The 16,032-nt window shown below is 69.4% G+C and carries 15 protein-coding genes; 10 read left to right on the top strand and 5 right to left on the bottom strand.

The features are described 5' to 3' along the window. Positions 1-980: aldehyde dehydrogenase family protein (locus ACGFNV_RS36530; RefSeq protein WP_393628560.1), on the bottom strand; the 980-nt coding region annotated here is incomplete at its 3' end. A gap of 174 nt (positions 981-1,154) precedes the next feature. Between ACGFNV_RS36530 and ACGFNV_RS36525 the strand changes: the two genes are divergently transcribed. Next, a complete protein-coding gene (locus tag ACGFNV_RS36525; protein WP_393628558.1) occupies positions 1,155-2,075 on the top strand; it encodes a helix-turn-helix domain-containing protein in 921 nt (306 codons plus the stop codon). A 64-nt stretch (positions 2,076-2,139) separates the two neighbouring features. Here ACGFNV_RS36525 and ACGFNV_RS36520 read toward each other — a convergent pair whose 3' ends face one another. After that, the gene (locus ACGFNV_RS36520; RefSeq protein WP_393628556.1) at positions 2,140-2,748 is read right to left on the bottom strand and encodes a TetR/AcrR family transcriptional regulator; all 609 of its coding nucleotides are present in this window, start codon (positions 2,746-2,748) and stop codon (positions 2,140-2,142) included. Between the two features lie 88 nt (positions 2,749-2,836). Between ACGFNV_RS36520 and ACGFNV_RS36515 the strand changes: the two genes are divergently transcribed. The 4 genes from ACGFNV_RS36515 to ACGFNV_RS36500 all read left to right on the top strand — a co-directional run bounded on the left by ACGFNV_RS36515 (position 2,837) and on the right by ACGFNV_RS36500 (position 5,273). Beyond that, positions 2,837-3,556, top strand: a complete 720-nt coding sequence (locus ACGFNV_RS36515) for an SDR family NAD(P)-dependent oxidoreductase (protein ID WP_393628554.1) — start codon at positions 2,837-2,839, stop codon at positions 3,554-3,556. Beyond that, the gene (locus tag ACGFNV_RS36510) at positions 3,475-3,927 is read left to right on the top strand and encodes an aminotransferase class I/II-fold pyridoxal phosphate-dependent enzyme (RefSeq protein WP_393628585.1); all 453 of its coding nucleotides are present in this window, start codon (positions 3,475-3,477) and stop codon (positions 3,925-3,927) included. Before ACGFNV_RS36515 ends, ACGFNV_RS36510 begins: the two co-directional genes overlap by 82 nt. A 105-nt stretch (positions 3,928-4,032) precedes the next feature. After that, on the top strand, positions 4,033-4,608 hold the full coding sequence (locus ACGFNV_RS36505; RefSeq protein WP_393628553.1) for a hypothetical protein: 576 nt from the start codon (positions 4,033-4,035) through the stop codon (positions 4,606-4,608). After that, positions 4,605-5,273, top strand: a complete 669-nt coding sequence (locus ACGFNV_RS36500; protein WP_393628551.1) for a hypothetical protein — start codon at positions 4,605-4,607, stop codon at positions 5,271-5,273. Before ACGFNV_RS36505 ends, ACGFNV_RS36500 begins: the two co-directional genes overlap by 4 nt. Positions 5,274-5,350: 77 nt before the next feature. Here the strand turns inward: ACGFNV_RS36500 and ACGFNV_RS36495 are convergent, their stop codons facing one another. Further along, positions 5,351-5,776, bottom strand: coding sequence for a nitronate monooxygenase (locus ACGFNV_RS36495; protein WP_393628549.1), 426 nt, complete (start codon positions 5,774-5,776; stop codon positions 5,351-5,353). Further along, positions 5,746-10,134: a CHAT domain-containing protein gene (locus ACGFNV_RS36490; protein ID WP_393628548.1), complete on the bottom strand. Its 4,389-nt coding sequence runs from the start codon at positions 10,132-10,134 to the stop codon at positions 5,746-5,748. The genes ACGFNV_RS36495 and ACGFNV_RS36490 overlap by 31 nt, the downstream gene beginning before the upstream one ends. 169 nt (positions 10,135-10,303) lie before the next feature. Here ACGFNV_RS36490 and ACGFNV_RS36485 point away from each other — a divergent pair, with 169 nt between their 5' ends. From ACGFNV_RS36485 to ACGFNV_RS36470, 4 genes are all read left to right on the top strand, one after another. Then, positions 10,304-10,708 (top strand): hypothetical protein, encoded by a 405-nt coding sequence (locus tag ACGFNV_RS36485; protein WP_393628546.1) that lies wholly within the window; start codon positions 10,304-10,306, stop codon positions 10,706-10,708. Beyond that, entirely contained in the window at positions 10,705-11,643 is a 939-nt protein-coding gene (locus ACGFNV_RS36480) for a hypothetical protein (RefSeq protein ID WP_393628544.1), read from the top strand. Before ACGFNV_RS36485 ends, ACGFNV_RS36480 begins: the two co-directional genes overlap by 4 nt. Positions 11,644-12,551: 908 nt before the next feature. Continuing rightward, positions 12,552-12,941 (top strand): hypothetical protein, encoded by a 390-nt coding sequence (locus tag ACGFNV_RS36475; protein WP_393628543.1) that lies wholly within the window; start codon positions 12,552-12,554, stop codon positions 12,939-12,941. A 101-nt stretch (positions 12,942-13,042) separates the two neighbouring features. Next, positions 13,043-14,017, top strand: coding sequence for a phosphoadenosine phosphosulfate reductase (locus ACGFNV_RS36470; protein ID WP_393628541.1), 975 nt, complete (start codon positions 13,043-13,045; stop codon positions 14,015-14,017). A gap of 252 nt (positions 14,018-14,269) precedes the next feature. Here the strand turns inward: ACGFNV_RS36470 and ACGFNV_RS36465 are convergent, their stop codons facing one another. Next, entirely contained in the window at positions 14,270-14,770 is a 501-nt protein-coding gene (locus tag ACGFNV_RS36465) for a winged helix-turn-helix transcriptional regulator (RefSeq protein ID WP_393628539.1), read from the bottom strand. Between the two features lie 72 nt (positions 14,771-14,842). Here ACGFNV_RS36465 and ACGFNV_RS36460 point away from each other — a divergent pair, with 72 nt between their 5' ends. Beyond that, positions 14,843-15,907 (top strand): Glu/Leu/Phe/Val dehydrogenase dimerization domain-containing protein, encoded by a 1,065-nt coding sequence (locus tag ACGFNV_RS36460; protein ID WP_393628537.1) that lies wholly within the window; start codon positions 14,843-14,845, stop codon positions 15,905-15,907. Positions 15,908-16,032: the final 125 nt, after the last annotated feature.

Here is a 16,032-nt window from a genome sequence, read left to right as displayed (position 1 = left end):
TCGTCGCGGTCGTGCTGGCCTCCCACCGCCGCCCGGCCGGAATCCAGCAGACGCGTGAGTCGGTCGAAGTGCCGCTCGTTGATGATCCGGCCGAAATCGGCCGCGGTCTGCGGGCTGGTGCCGAACTGAGCTTCGACCGCCGCACGCAGGGCGGGAACCAGTGCGGCGGCGGTGACAGGATCGGCCAGGACATAGTCGGGGGCTATGCACTGCTGCCCCGCGTTGCCGAACTTGCCGCCGACCAGCCTCTTCGCGGTCTCGTCCACGTCGGCGTCGGGCGCCACGAAGACCGGTGACTTGCCTCCGAGTTCGAGCGTGACGGGGGTGAGGTTCTTGGCTGCCGCGGCCATGACGATCCGGCCGACCGTGCCATTGCCCGTGTAGAAGATGTGGTCGAAACGCTGCGCCAGGAGGGCCGTGGTCTCCTCGGCGCCCCCCTCGACCACCGAGAGCACATCAGGGTCGAAGTACTCGCGCAAGAGGCGTGAAGCGACCGCCGATGTGTGCACCGAGATCTCGCTCGGCTTGGCCACCACGGTGTTTCCGGCGGCCAGTGCGCCGATGATGGGGTCGATGAGAAGGTGCAGCGGGAAGTTCCACGGGGCGATCACCAGGACGACCCCGAGCGGGTCGTACGTGGTGTAAGCCGTGGTCGTGGGACCGAAGTGGGCGGGAACCTCCACCGGGCGAGGCTGAAGCCAGCTCTCCAGATTCGCCAGCGTCTCGTCGATGTCAGCGACGGTGAAGTCGATCTCCTGCGTCTTCGCCTCGGCGGCGTTCTTCCTCAGATCCGCCCAGAGCGCTTCGATCAGCTCCTGCTCGTTCTCGACCAGCAGTGCCCGCAGCCGCCGCAGTTGGTCGACGCGCCAGTCCAGTGGGCGGGTGACGCCGGTGTTGAACGTCGCACGAAGGCGGCCGACCACCTCCGCGGCCGTTTCGCTCCGGTGCGTCCTCGACTCGGTCCCCTGTGTTGCGGTCATGGGGTGTACTCCGTTCCTGATGCAAGTCACGCCCCGGCTGCCTTCCAGCCGGGCACAGTGGCCAGCGTGCTGGACGATCCGGTATTCACCCAGGTCACGGCCTTGTGTACATCCGCTGTGCCTACCACTGGCTTGGGCAGGCTCGTGTGCGTCCGACCGTGGATACTCGGAGGCATGGACGAATACCCCGAACCGGTGCACGAGCCCGCCGCCGACGCGCTGGACCCGCGTGCCGAACTCAGTGAGTTCCTGCGCACCCGGCGGGCCCGGCTGAAGCCGGAGGACGTGGGCCTGCCGGACTTCGGGCGGCACCGGCGGGTACCGGGGCTGCGCCGCGAGGAGCTGGCGCAGCTGGCCGGGGTGTCGGTGGGGTACTACACGCGCCTGGAGCAGGGCAACGGGCGGCACGTGTCGGCGGAGGTCCTCGAGGCCATCGCCCGCGCGCTCAGACTGAGCGAAGCCGAGCGCGCCCACCTCACGCACCTGGCGAAGCCGAAACAGAAGAAGAAGCCGGCCGGCCGCACCCAGCGGGTGCGGGGCTCCCTGCGGACGCTGCTGGACACCATGGAAGGCGGCCCGGCGATCCTCGTGGGGCGGCGGGGGGACATCCTCGCCTGGAACCGGATGACCGCGGCGGTCTTCGGCGACTGGGCCGAGCTGCCCGAGCACGAGCGGAACTGGGCACGGCTGGTGTTCCTCAGGCCCGAGTACAGCGACCTGTTCGTGGACTGGGAGCAGAAAGCGAACGACGTCGTCGCTCAGCTGCGCCTGGACGCCGGCTCCCATCCCAACGACCCCCGGCTGTCCGCGCTGGTGGGCGAACTCTCCGTGAAGAGCGAGGAGTTCAGGCGGCTGTGGGCCGCCCACGACGTCAAGGACAAGTGCCACGGCACCCTGCGCCTGCACCACCCGCTCGTCGGCGAACTCGATCTGCGCCTCGAGTCGTTCCACCTGGCCGACGACCACGAACAGACGCTGGCGACCTACCACGCCGAACCCCGTTCCCCGTCGGCGGAGGCACTACGACTGCTGGCCAGCTGGGGCACCGACGCGACAAGGGCGGGAGCCGGGATGCCGCCGGCACGCACGGCTTGATGAACAGTTGATCATCGGTAGTCGGCCGCGCGCCACGTGCGCAGATCCCGGGCTGACGGGCTGACTACGGCTTTGGCCAGCTGCCCAACGCGAGGTCGGCGACGTGCAGCAGCGCAGGGCGGGAACTACCACTCGCGGCCTGGACGGCGATCCCATTGGCGACTGTTCTCAGGTAGAGCGCAAGAAGATGGGGATCTGTGGAAGGCGGAAGGTCACCGGCGTCCACCGCCTGTTGAAACCGGCGCGTCAAGTGGGCCATCCCGTCCTCACGCCATGCGATGAGTGCGTCTCGGACCGGGCGGCTGTCATCCCCGGTGGCCAACGCACCCTGCACGCCAAGACAGCCCGTGGGGAATCCCGGCATGGTTGCCGCCTCGACCGTCCCGTGGAGCACGGCAGTAGCCACTGCGGCACTTGTGGGCTCTGCCAGAGCTCGGCCGAAGTAGGCGGTCAAGCCCTCGGTGTAGCGCTCCAGCGCCTTGTAGAAGAGGTCTTCTTTGCTGCCGAACGCCCTGTACAGGCCGGGGCGGCTGATACCCATCGCCTCGGTGAGGTCGTCAAGGCTGGCACCCTCGAAACCCTTTGACCAGAACACCAGGACTGCACGATCGAGTGCCTCGTCGATGTCGAACGCGCGAGGCCTGCCAGGAGGAACCGGTGTCGGCGAGGTCATTTCTTCATCCTACTCCTTCAGTACCGATCGGTACGGATGTGCTAGGGTATTCCGTACCGTTCGATACGCTATACAGAGGGGTGGCATCGTGTCGCAGACCGTACTCATCACTGGCGGAACCTCAGGCATCGGCTTGAGCCTCGCGCAATCCTTCGTGGAGCTCGGGGCGTCCGTCGTCGTTTGCGGGCGTTCGCAGGCTGCGCTTGACCGATTCACGCAGGCACACCCGCAGGCGCTGGCCGTGCGGGCCGATGTGACGGACGCAGCTGATCGGGCAGCGTTGCTGCAGGCAATCGCTGATCGCTTCGGGCGTCTGGACGTGTTGGTCAACAACGCCGGTACGTTCGAGGAGCGAGACTATGCAGCCGGCAAGAACCCCAATGCGACCCTCGACGCCGAGGTGGCGTTGAACCTCACCGCCCCCATCCACTTGACGGGTGAAGTGCTCGAGCGATGGCCAGAGCCCGACGCGATCGTATTCATCACCTCGGGGTTCGCTCTGGTCTCGCCCACTCGCGCGCCTACCCACGGCGCGGTGAAGGCCGGCCTGCACGGCTTTGCGGATGGCCTGCGCCGTCAACTCGCCCCGCAGGGCACCCATGTCCTCGAGGTCCTCCCACCGTCTACGGACACACCCATGAACGCCGCAGCCACGGGGAAGAAACTGACTCCCGCACAGGTGGCGGCGGTCACGATGAAAGCTCTTCGGCGGGGGCGGAACATGGCATTCCCCGGTCAGACGAAAGTCATGCCCGCCATGCTGCGCATCGCGCCAGGCACACTACGACGCGTCGTCGCCGGGCTCTGAACCCCATAGAACCCCTTCCCCCCGCCCAGGCCCCGGCAGACAACGCCGCATTGCGGATCGCGATGTCCCCGGAAGGAGCACGGCTGCGCCGACAGACACTCGGCGCCGCGTCGGCACTGCGTGAAGCTCTGGCCGACCACGGACTGGCCTGCCTGGGCAGCCCGGGTCCGATCGTTCCCGCCGTCATCGGCGACGAACGTGTAGCACGCCTCACACACCGTAATCTGCGCCCGCGCGGAGTGGCGGCCATGGTCGTCGAATACCCCGTGGTGCCAAGCGGCTCCGCCAGACTGCGCCTACAGGTCATGCCGTCCCACACACCCGAACAAGCCGGGCAGGCCGCCGCCGCGATCGCCGCCGCGGTGTCCTAGGCCCGAACCGCCATCGGCAGCCTCGACGCCGCTTCGGGCCTCGCCCGCCCCGACTCGCGCTGAAACGTCCCAGGATGAGCGGCCTGCCGGCGTTCGACGCCGTCGTTGCGGACCAGGTCGAATTCGGTACGCGCCATCGCCGCCAAGTACCAGTTCGACCTCACCGGCGGCCGGATCCGCGCCCGCACCCCCGACGACGACCTTGCCGACCGGATCCGCGCAGGCGTCGGCTCGGTGCCCGTCCCCGCGGGACGCTGCCACGAAATGAACAACGTCCGCGCCGACGGGCACGGCTGCCCGGTGTACAACCGCTGCTTCTCCTGCACCTTCTACACCACCGACTTCACCCACCTCCCCGAACTGCGCCAACTACGCGCCGGGAAGGCGGAGCAGCTCGCCGCATTGGAGAGCGCCTACGGCAGGGTACTCACCGCGGGCCCCTTGAGCGCAGCGAACCTGGAGCTGCTGCGCCGAGAGATCCAGCAGATCGACGAACTCGTCGGCAAGTGCGAAGCCGACATCGGCTCCCTAACCCGCGAGGAACGGACCACGGTGGAGTCCTGGCTCCACACCAGGGACCGGTTCCTCACCGTCATCCCAGTAGCGGCAGTGCTGGCCGGACGGCAGCGCCTGGACCAGCCGACCGTCGACCCGATCGTCATCGAAAGGACGACCGGATGACGCGCCCGGCCGCCCCGCGCAAGCAGCCAGACCAGGCGACGATCCCCGCCGGTCGGGTCGAGGTCCTCGATGTCGGCAGGACGGCCGCCGTCAAGCGGCGCCGTGCCGACAGCGAACAGTGCCGGCAGCGGGTCCTCAACGTCCTGGCCGCAATGCGCAAGAGCCGCCAGGCCCTCTCCGACGCGGAGATCACCCGGCGGGCCGCCGTTAACCCGCAGTACCTCCAACGCCACCGCGACCTCAAAGCGGAAGCCGAGACCGTCCGCGCCCACCTCGCCCAGGACGGGCCGCGGGCGGCGGCAGCAGCGACCGCCCGCAAGGAGGCGGCCCTCGAAATCGAGAACCGCATGCTTCTAGAGCAGAACGCCGCCCTGCAACGGACGCTTCACGAAGTCCAGAACGAGCTGCGCGCGCTCCGAGCCCACGAACTGGGCGCCCGCCTCCGCGACGGCCTGGACGCCCGCTCGCCGCGGGACACTCAGCTGGAGGAACTGCGCGAGCAACGAGATGCAGCACTCGCAGCCAGCCGCCAAGCAGAGACCGCCATGCAGGCACTCCGCAACGTCAACCAGCGGTTGATGGTCGAGAACAGCCGGCTGATCGCCGCGGATGCTCCGGAACCAACCCGGACAACCGCGACCGCCCGCAAGCCGACCGGTTCGTGAAAAGCCTGCGGCCGACCGACCTCTGACCAAGCCCCCGGCTGCTCTTGGCTGTCACCGCCCGGTGGCCAGCATTCGCATCAGCGGCCAGGGCATGAATAGCTGACGGCGTGGGGCAGCCTCCGCCGCGGTGGGGGGAGGAGTCCGCAGATACCGAGGTCGCACAACCGGGGCCGTCCCGCATACACCTGTTCCTCGGCCAGCGTGGCGGGCAGCTGCGCGACTTTGAACGGGAACCCGGTGGGGGAGACGTACGGCTCGTTGCGTACCGAGAGCGTGCCCGCACATGCCCGTTCGAGCAGTCGCTGCTTGAGCGCGGCGTCGACACCCGACTCGGCACGCAAGGCGAACGCACTGCCCACCTGGATACCGGCAGCCCCCAAGGCGCGCGCGGCGGACAGCCCTTCCGGCGTGGCGAATCCGCCGGCCAGCGTAGGAGGCCATGCGGTGACCCTCAAGGGGAGCGCCGCCGCAGTCAGGCCCCTGCATGGATGTAGGGCGCCCACAGCCACGGTGTCGCGTGAATCTTCTGCTCCTCAATAAGTGTTCTGAGAGTCTGGTGCAGGGCGATCGCGGCGTCGTCTACGTTCAGGTCGCCGGCCGCGTCCCGCAGCGCGGTGTAGAACCCGGTGGCGACGTCGACGGCGATTTCGTCGTCGATGGGCCACAAGGTGCCGATCACGTGCGGGTAGCCGGCCAGCTGCATGGCCCCGGCCAGGTGGATCGCCTCGTCCAGCAGGTCGACGGCGTGGTTGGCAGAGGTGTTGCACGCCGACAGATAAGCCAGGCGTGCCGTGTGGAAGTCGACCGGAGCCAGGGCCGCGACGGTGAGCGGATGATCCCGGTGGTCGTGCAGCAGAAGACGGCTGTTCGAGGGGTTGTCGGCGTCGCTGACGCCGTGGCAGGCGAAGTGGGCGATCGTGCAGGCCGACATCTCCGCGAGGACGCGTTCCCGCGTCGGCGGGGCCTGCGCCGGCGCGCCCTGCTGCGGGCCGCTGAGCGTCACAGGGCTGGGCAGCAGCTCGGCCAGGCGTGCGGCCTCCATGGGGATGTGCTGCAATTCTGCGCCGCGTAGCTCCTCCGGCAGGTCCGGGGTGGTGGGCATGGCGACGATCAGCGAGGACGCCGCCGTGACGTCCGGGCGGGGCCGGCGGGCGTGGCCCAAAGCCCGAACGGTCGGAGTGTGGGAGGACACGACACGATCGGCCACCCTCCGCCGGCCCGGGTCGGATTTGTGTTCGTAGTGTCCGGCGGCGTGCAGCGGCAGGAGTCCCAGCAGGCCGCCGGTGGCCCACCACACCCGCGGCCAGGCCGCACCGTCGAGCGGTGGGTGGCGGTGCCCCAAGTGGTCCAGCACCGGTTCGGCGACCTCGTCCCACAACCAGGCCAGCGTGTTCAGCAAGGCCTGACCCGCTTCGCGGCGCACGTCTTCCAAGCCGTAGACGTCGTCCAGCCCCCGGTGGAAGGCGTCGATGTGCTCGACCAGGGCCTCCGGTGTCAGGCCGGGCAGTGGCACCGCGGTGACGCCGTCGGTGGTGAGGATCAGGGCCGCGCTGTGGTGGAAGCTGACGGTGAAGCTGACGATCGGTCCGGCCGCTGCCTGGGCTCGCAGCTGTTCCATCGACGGCGGCAGGCCGAAGGACTCGAAGCCCGGCAGCGCACGGATCCGCTCCAGAACCGCCGCCAGCTCGACCGCCCACGCGGCGCGGGTGCTGCCGGCCACCGCGCCGTCAGCCGGGTCGGCGGTGACGCGACGACCGTCGGACTCGGCGTCCAGCAAGGTGCGCAGCTCGGTGAGCCTGCGGGCCAGTTCGGGGTGTTCGGCTTGAAGGTCGGTGACGTCGCTGCGCAGGCCCATGGCCCGGCTGAGCAGCACTCCACGCCCGGCCTCCAACAGCGCCAGAGCCCGCTCGGCCCGCTGGCCTGCGGGTTTGGAGGTGTCGAGCAACGCCAATGCTGCCGCATCGGAGGACAGGCCGCTGAAACGCCTGAGCGCGAACTGGCGGTCGTCACGTCGCAGTCGGTCCGAAGCGATCTCGGGCAGCAGGCGTACGGCCTGTTCGAAGAGATCGGCGGCCCGGCCGGGGTCGGTGACCCCGATCAGCGTCCCCGCCTGCAGCGCGGCGTCGATCCGGTCGGTCGGAGGCGCTGAGTGCAACGAGGCCGCCTGCTCGAGGAAGTCAGCGGCCCGCTCCGCGGCCGCGGGGTCGGCGCCACGCTCGGCCTGGATCCGCAGCCCGTTGCCGAGCAAGGTGAGCATGAGGGCACGGCTGGCGTGGTCGTCCGCGGTGGTCTCCACGGCCAGCGCCGCCACACGGATGGCCTCGTCCAGGTCGGCCGGCTCACCGGTTCGCTCGACGCGGGCCTGCAACGCAGTGCTGAGGTTGGTCAGCATGAGGGCACGATCGGCGTGGTCCTCCGCGGTGGCCGCCACGCCGAGGGCGGCCACCCGCACGGATTCGTCCAGGTCGGCCGACGCGCCGGTGTATCCGAACCGGGTCCGCAGGGTGACGCCGAGGTTGGACAGGAACCTGGTGCGTTCCGGACGGTCGTCGGGGCAGCTCTCCACGGCCAGGGCACCCAGGCGCACGGCTTCGTCGAGGTCTGCCGGATCGCCGGTGCGCTGGAACCGGGACGTCAATGCGACGCTGAGGTTGGACATCCAGGTGCCGCGGTCGGGGTGGTCCTCGGCGAGGGTCCCCAGGACGAGCGTGCCCACGCGTACGGCTGCGTCGAGGTCCGTCAGGGTACCGGTGAGCTCGAACCGGGTGAACAGGGCCGCGCCGAGATTGGTCAGTCGCTTGATGCGGTCCGGATCGCCGTCAGGGGTGGCCGCCACGGCCAGGCCGCCCATCTCCACGGCCCTGTCCAGGTCGGCCAGTGCGCCGGTGCGCATGGCCCGCGCCCGAAGCGCGTTGCCCAGGTTGGCCATGGTGAGGGCCCGCCCGGGGTAGTCCTCGGGAAGGCCCACCAGGACCAGGGTGCCCATGCGTACGGCTTCGTCGAGGTCCGCGAGCGCCCCGGTGCGCTCGAACCGGGCGTGCAGCGCGGCGCAGAGGTTGGACAGCCATTTGGCGCGGTCGGGATGGTCGTCGGCGGTGGTTTCCACGGCCTGGGTCATCATGCGCACGGCCTCGTTCAAGTCCGTCAGCGCGCCGATACGCATGAACCTGGCGAGCAGTGCGGCACCGAGGTCGTTCAGGATGCCGGCCCGGTGGGGATGGCCGTCGGCAGCGGACTCCACGGCCAGGGTCGCCACCTCCACGGCTCGGTAGAGGTCCGGCAGCGTGTCGGTGCGCAGGAACCGCGTCCGAAGCGCGCCGCTGAGATTGGTCAGGATGAAGGCCCGGTTGGGATGGTCCGGGGGCGTGGCCTCGACTGCCTGGGCCGCCACCTCCACGGCTTGGTCCAGATCGGCCAGGACGTCTGTCCGGTCGAAACGGGCTCGCAGCGCTTCCGCGAGGTTGGACAGCATGGTGACGCGGTCGGGGCTGTCGTCGCCGGCGGCCTCGGCGGCCAGGGTCTGCAGGCGTACGGACTCTGCCAGGTCGGCCTGTGAGCCGATGCGTTCGGATCGGGCCTTCAACGCGCCCGCGAGACTGACCAGCCTGGCGGGGCGGCCGGGATGGCCTACGGGGGTGCGTTCCACGGCCAGGGTCGCCAAGCCCACGGCCCTGTCGAGGTCGTCCAGCGCACCGGTGCGGGCGTACCGTGTCCGTAGCGCGTTACCCAGGCTGGACAGCCACGTGGCGCGGTCGGGGTCGCTCTCCGAAGTGGTCTCCACAGCCAGGGTGCCCACGCGGACGGCCTCGTGCAGATCGCTGAGCGCGTCGGTGCGTTCGAATCGGGCCAGCAGCGAATTCGAGAGATTCGACAGCATCACGCCGCGGCCGGGGTGGTGACCGGGGCTGTTTTCGACGGCCAGGGTACCTACACGGATGGCTTCGTTCAGATCTGTCAGCGCACCGGTGCGCTCGAACTGCCGGTACAGCGCACCACCGAGGTTGGTCAGCATGATGGTGCGGCCAGGGTGGCTCTCGGGGGCGGTGTTCAGAGCCAGAGTGCCCAGACGTACGGCCTCGTTCAAGTCGGCCGGGTCGCCGGTCTGCCCGAACCGGGCCAGCACCGCGATGCTGTGGTTCGCCAGCATGGCCGGGCGATCGGGAGAGTTCTCCGGCGCTGTTTTCACGGCCAAAGCCCCCAGCCGCACGGCCTCGTTCAGATCGGTCGGCACGCCTGTGTGCTCGAACCGGGTCCGCAACGCCTCGGCAAGGATGGAAAACAGCTTGGCTGCCTCGAAGTAGTTCTCAGGGATGATGTCCAGCGCCAGGGTGTCCATGCGGATGGCCTCATTGAGGTCTTCGAGCACACCTGAGCGCTGGAAGCGCATCAGCAAGGTCGTACCGAAGGCGCAGAGCAGAGCGGGACAGTTCGGGTGATCCTGGGCTGTGGCGTCGATGATGCGCCGCCACTGTTGGACGGCCTGTGTCACCAGCTCTGGATCCGGCGAGAACTGCGCCCGTTGGCTGAGCTCCATCGTGCTTGCCGCGGCACGCTGCACCAGGTCGGGGATCACTTCCTCCGGCAAGTCCTGGTTCCCGGCCAGAAAGCATGGATCGAACGAGGAAAGGGACTGTTCCAGCGCATGCTGATCCGCGCCGTGGGGCAGCGCGCCATACCGGTACCAGTGCAGCCAGCCGAGCGTATGGCAGCACTCGATGTCGCCCGGTCCACCTCCGGCCTGTCGCAACTGTTCGGCAAGAGCGCCGACACCGGGATCCAGCGCCAGTGCGTAGTCGCGTGTTTGCCGGATCTTGGCCAGGAGCTCCCTGACCTGCGTCAACGCCTCAGTCCTGCGATCCATGCGGTCCCCCACCCCGGTCCCTCTGGTGTGTCGGACGCCACCGTATCGGCACTGACCGTGATCATCGGAGTACTTACTGGAATCACGGAATCGTCTCAGAAGCCACACGGCTCTGGCCTATGCTGGCCCGGACCGGCCGCGCTCGGCGGCCGACGCTGGGGGGATCGCCGTGAACCAGGCCACCGGTCGGTCCGCTGACCAAGTCGCCCGAGGGCTTGCCTATGTCTGCGAACATCGCCTGTATATCGAACGGACCATCGCCGAGAGCTCGGATGACCAACGCGCGGCGCTGACCAGGCTGGCCGATCCGGTCGGCACCACGGATGTCGCCGCCGACCTGGAGAAGATCCATCGCGCTCTGCGTACCGCTCGCGACTCCCTGGGCATCTACGGCCAGGCTGGTGTTCGTGGCCTGGTTCACCCCGTCGGGGTCGAGCAGGAGCCCTTCGAGCCCGTGCTGCGCTGCCCCCGGCGCGAGTACCCCTGCACGCGCTTCGCCCAGCCCGGTCCGGGAGCCGTTCCCAGATGTGAACTGACCGGCATGGAGTGGACCCGGGGCGAGTTGCAGCAGTGACCGGTTTTCTGGGCCAGCTCGGCCAGAAACTGGCGGAGCGCTGGCTGACCCTGTTGGTCCTGCCCGGTGCGCTGTATCTGGCCGCCGCCGCTTGCGCCCGCGCCCTGGGCCAGACCCATCCGGTCGCCGTCAGCCGCATCAGCGGCCGGATCACCACCTGGTCCCATTCGCGGACCGCGGCGACCACTGCGGGGCAAGTGCTGCTGTTGGCCGGGATCTTGGCCGGCGCGGCGGCCGCCGGGCTGGCCGCCCAAGCTCTCGGCTCCGCCATCGAGCGCGGGGTGCTGGCCGCGGACTGGGGCCAGTGGCCCTTCCCGGCACGCAATCTCGCCGCCCGGCGCACCGCCTCGCGCCGGGCGCGATGGGAGGCCGTGCACAAGGAATACAGCGACCTGTACCGGGCTGCCGCGCGGCCCGGCGCCACGGTCACCGACGAGGACCGAGACCGCCGACTGGCCACCTGGCATGGAAGAACCCGTATCGCCGCCGAGCGCCCGCAACGGCCGACCTGGAGCGGCGACCGCATCAACGCCGCTGCCGTACGCCTGAAACGGGACCGCCACCTGGAGATAGGTACGCTGTGGCCGCATTTGTGGCTCACCATGCCGGAGACGACCCGAACCCAGATCACAGACGCCCGGCAGGACCTGACCCGGGCCACCGCGCTCGGCGGCTGGGCCGCCCTGTACGCCGCGCTGACCTGGTGGTGGTGGCCAGCAGCGGTCCTGGCCGCGGTACTCGCCACCGTCGCACGGCACAGAATCCGCGCCGCAACCGACACCTACGCCACCTTGTTGGAGGCCGCAGCCAGACTCCACACAGGCGAGCTCGCGGCCGCCCTCGGTGTCAGCGACGCCGATAGCACGGGCGCCGAGAGCGGCGACGTGGTCATGAGCCTGCTGAAACCCCTGCCGCCACCCCTGGCCGGGGACTGACGGAGACGGGGCCTTCTACACGGGTCGGCCTGGCCGCGCCGGCAAGGCCAACCCGCGGGCAACCACTCGCTTGCGTACTCGCCGACACGTCGGAGTACCTCGACAAGGGCGGCCGACTACTGTGCGCCGGAGCTGAAATCGCGCACAGCGTGTTGGTCGGAAGTGGCATGGTAGCCGCATGAGTTCGCCCAGCTCCGGCCAGATCCCTGCTCCGCACGGACGGGTGATCGTGATGACGGGTCCGCCCGGCGCAGGCAAGAGCACCGTCGCCACTATGCTGGCCGATCGCCTCATCCCGAGCGTCCATCACGGCGCAGACGCTCCGGAAGCACCCCGGACAGTCGCAGCCGCCCCCGAGCCGCCCGGCCCTTGAGGCGCCCGCCGCTAACCGGCACCCCCGAGTCATCCCTGACGGCCTCTTCTGCGGGACGGATCAGCCCGCTGATGATGTGGCCGCCATCGTCGGGGCTGCCTCCGCAGCGTCGCGAAGCAGGTTGACCAGTGTCGTGTCACCCTTCAGCTTGGCTCCCGTGGTCCGCGAGGCCAGTTTGGCCTCAGCCCGGGGCGGTAGCACCCTGGAGGTTCTCACAGCCGTGTAAACGAGATAGCGCAGGGCATCGACGAAGGTCGGTGGTGTCGGGCTGCTCCGCCGCCCTCAATGGGTCACCCCGTAGACCTACAGGCGAAGCCAGCCGTGTACTGCGGTGATGGGCTCGTCCGGTGCGCAGAAGGAGCCGTACACCGAGTCGTTGGTGTGCTCGCGGTTCGTCCTGCTGGATGAGTGCCCCGGAAATTCCGAGTCGTGGTTCCTCGCGAAATGCCTAAACCGCCTGCTCGCCCGCGGCGTACGCGGGGTCGTCTCGTTCGCCGACCCCGTCCCGCGCCGGACAGCCTCGGGAGTTCTGGTCATGCCTGGGCACGTCGGCACGATCTACGCAGCCACGAACGCGGTCTACGTCAGCCGGGCAACCGCCCGGACGGTGAAGGTCCTGCCGGACGGCACCGTCTTCCACGAGCGCGCGGCGCAGAAGATCCGCCGCCAGGAGCAGGGCCACCAGTACGCCGAAGCACAGCTCATCGCGCTCGGAGCACCGGTGCTGCGGGCCGGATGCGACCCGGCCGTCTGGCTCCGGGACGCCCTGGCCGCGGTCGGCGCCCGCAACGTACGGCACCGCGGAGCGCACCGCTACGTATGGCGGCTCGGCAGAAACCAGCGCGAGCGGGAGCAGATCAAGCTCGGCCTCCCCACTCAACGGCCCTATCCCAAGCAGGCTGCCCCCGAGCCGATCGGGGTCTGAGGGCTGCTCCCCTGCGCGATCCGTGCCATCGCCAACTCATCACCTGCGACACGTCGTGGTCGCAGTCCCACCGTCCTTGTCCCGCTGTTCCTGGAGGAACCATGGCTACGAGTCTTGCCCTCGCTTCGTCCGGCGTACCCGACCTGACCACCTACGATCTGCTCGCACCCCAGCTGTCCGGCGGCAAGGACAGCGCGGTGACGATGGCCGTGTTCATGGACACGGCCCGGAGCGCCGGCGTCGAAGACCGGGTGATCTCTTACCACTCCAGCCTCGGAGTGCTGGAGTGGCCTCCGATCGTCTTCGAGGGCACCCGCTACCCGGGCGTCTCCGAGCTCGCCGCCATGCAGAGTGCCGCCTTCGGGCTACCTCCAGACCGGCACATCGAAGTCACCCGCACGATGCCCGGCCCGGACGGCACCGCAATGCCGCGCAGCCTGTTGACGGAGATCGCGGCGTACGGGCGGTTCCCGCGCATGGGCAGTCCCTACTGCCGCAAGTACGCCAAGGAGGGCGTGGTCTCCAGCGTCTGGACGCCGATGGTCAACCGCCTCAAGCGTGAGCTCAGCCGCCCGGTGCGGATCCTGAAGGTCATGGGTCTGCACAGCGACGAGGGAGCTGACCGAAAGAAGCGTCCGCCCTTCCGTACAGTGCTGGCCAACTCCGCGCGGGTCGTGGATGAGTGGCTGCCCGTCAAGGACTGGCCGACCGAGGCGGTCAAGGAGTGGCACGCCAGCGCGCCGGTGCCGTACTGCTGGTCGTACGACTCCGTGCCCGGTGCCGGTGACTGGCGGGGCAACACGCGCTGCTCCTGTGCTCTGTGCAGCTACGCGTCGCTCTCCGACTTGCTGCTCTCCAGCGGACGCCGGCCGCGGCTCGCTGCCTCCCGGGCCAGGCTGGAGAATCGGATAAGCGATCTGCAGGCGATGGTGGCTCAGCACCCGCTCATGGCGGCCCTCGCCCGCGAAGTCCGGCTGGGAGCCGCCGTGCTGGAAGACCTTGAGCAGCACGGTCCCGCCCAGGCCGTGTGGATGCCTCTGGTCGGCGGCAAGCCTCGCCCGTGGACGGACCTGTGAGCCGCCGGCGCTAGCGTTAAGTGTTGATCAGCCTGCCGCCCCAGGACACCGGTCCTGGGGCGGCAGGCGTTTGTCTGAACCGCGTCATGCCCGTTTGATCAGCGTTCTGCTCCCATGTTGCTGTCAGGCGCTCTGGCACAGCGGCGGCAGGAGTCCGTCGCCCGGCCAGAAGGGTTGCTCGGCCGCAATGGCCCTCCTCCACTCGGACGTAACGCCCCTGGCGGTAGGGGGGCAGGGCACTCGTGGCATCGGTCAGTCGTCGGCTGCCACAGTGCTCAGCAGGGTGGGTGCCGCGACCACTTCGACCTCGCCTGGCGGCAGGATGTGGCCCTCGGTGCAGGAAAGCCGTGGGTGAACGGGTGCCCCGCAGTCCCGGTGCCGCAGGCGTACCGGACCTCCGTCGGGGGCGGCATGCCGGTCGCCCCACTCCATGAGGGCGAAGAAGGCGACCATGAGCTCTTCGCCGGGCGGGGTGAGTTCGTAGCGGTGCCGTGTGCGCTGGCCGGCTTCCTGGTAAGGCACTCGGGTCAGGAGTCCGACGTCCACGAGTTCTTTGAGTCGCTTAGCCATTGCGGGCTCGCTGAGCGGGGTTTCCCGCACGAAGTCCTGGAAGTACGTCGTGCCGTAGAACGCCTCGCGCAGCACCAGCAGGTTCGCGGGGGTGCCGAGCACCTCCAGGGCGCGAGCGGCGGAACAGCGCTCGGACCGCCAGCTGTCGCGGTCGGCCAGCAGGCCAGTCAGGGATGACGTCACCGCTCCACTCTACGGCGAGGCTGACTTAAGGTACCTTAAGTCAGCCTTCTCGCCCGCCTATGGAGGTTTTCCATGTCAGCTGCAGCTCTGGAAGCAACTCTCGATCACGAGCAGGTGGTGGTCCGGTCAGGCCGCCGGACCGGACTTCCTGTGATCATCGCCGTCCACTCGACCCGCCTTGGGCCCGCGGTGGGCGGTGTCCGCATAGCCCGCTACGCGTCCCCGGGCGACGCGTTCGTCGACTGCCTCCGGCTGAGCCGGGGCATGACCTACAAGGCCGCCGCCGTCGGCAACGGCACGGGCGGCGGCAAGGCTGTCGTACCGCTGCTTCCCGGCGGACCGCAGCAGCTGGACGAGGCGCTGCGCGACGGGCTGCTGATGGACCTTGCCGAAGTGGTGCACGAACTCGGCGGCGCGTACCACGTGGCTCCGGACGTGGGCAGCAGCACCGCCGACATGCTCCGCATCCGTCGCCGCACGCCGTACGTCGGCGGCTACTCGACCACCGAGAACGGACTGGGTGCGACGACGTTCGGCACGGCCGCGGGCGTGGAGCACGCGATGCTGGCTACCGCCGAGCATCTGTGGGGTGCCGCCGATCTGCACGGCCGGGACGTCGTCGTCGTCGGCTTCGGGGCAGTGGGGGAGGAGCTCACCCGACGTCTGGTGGCCGCAGGGGCCCAGGTCAGGGCAACCGACATCGACCTCACCCGTCGCCCAGCCGCGGAGACGGCTGGCGCGCAGTGGGTGGGGCTCGACGGCGCCTACACGCTGGAGACGGAGATCCTGGCGCCGTGCGCATTGGGCGGAGTGTTCACCAGAGAGCTGGCGGCCGCGCTGCGCTGCCGCGCAGTGGTCGGTTCGGCCAACAATCAGCTGGCCACCGACGAGGTGGCCGCCGATCTCGCCAAGGCAGGAATCGTTTGGGCCCCTGACTTCGTGGCCAACGCCGGCGGAGTGATGTACGGGACCGGGGTCGAACTGCACCACCTGAGCCCCGAGCAGTCCCAGGACCGGCTGAAGTCGATTCAGTCGACGACCGCCGAGATCCTGCGGCGGAGTACCGAAGAGGCGACGACCACCCTGGCAGCCGCCAACCGGATCGCGGAGCGCGCTCTGGCCGCCGCCGGACGATAACGCCTCCGCTCGACAACCGACCCGCCGGTCGAGGGACGCCCCTCTGCCGCGGACGCCCTCGCCCGCCGGGTCGTGCTTGTGCGCCACCGTCTGAGAATTGTTCCGCTCTTGGTGCTTGCCCCGGC

This window comes from Streptomyces sp. NPDC048751 (assembly GCF_043198595.1).
Classification (GTDB): Bacteria; Actinomycetota; Actinomycetes; order Streptomycetales; family Streptomycetaceae; genus Streptomyces.
Note: the sequence above shows the minus strand (reverse complement) of the source record. Positions and strands in the feature narration are given on the sequence as shown.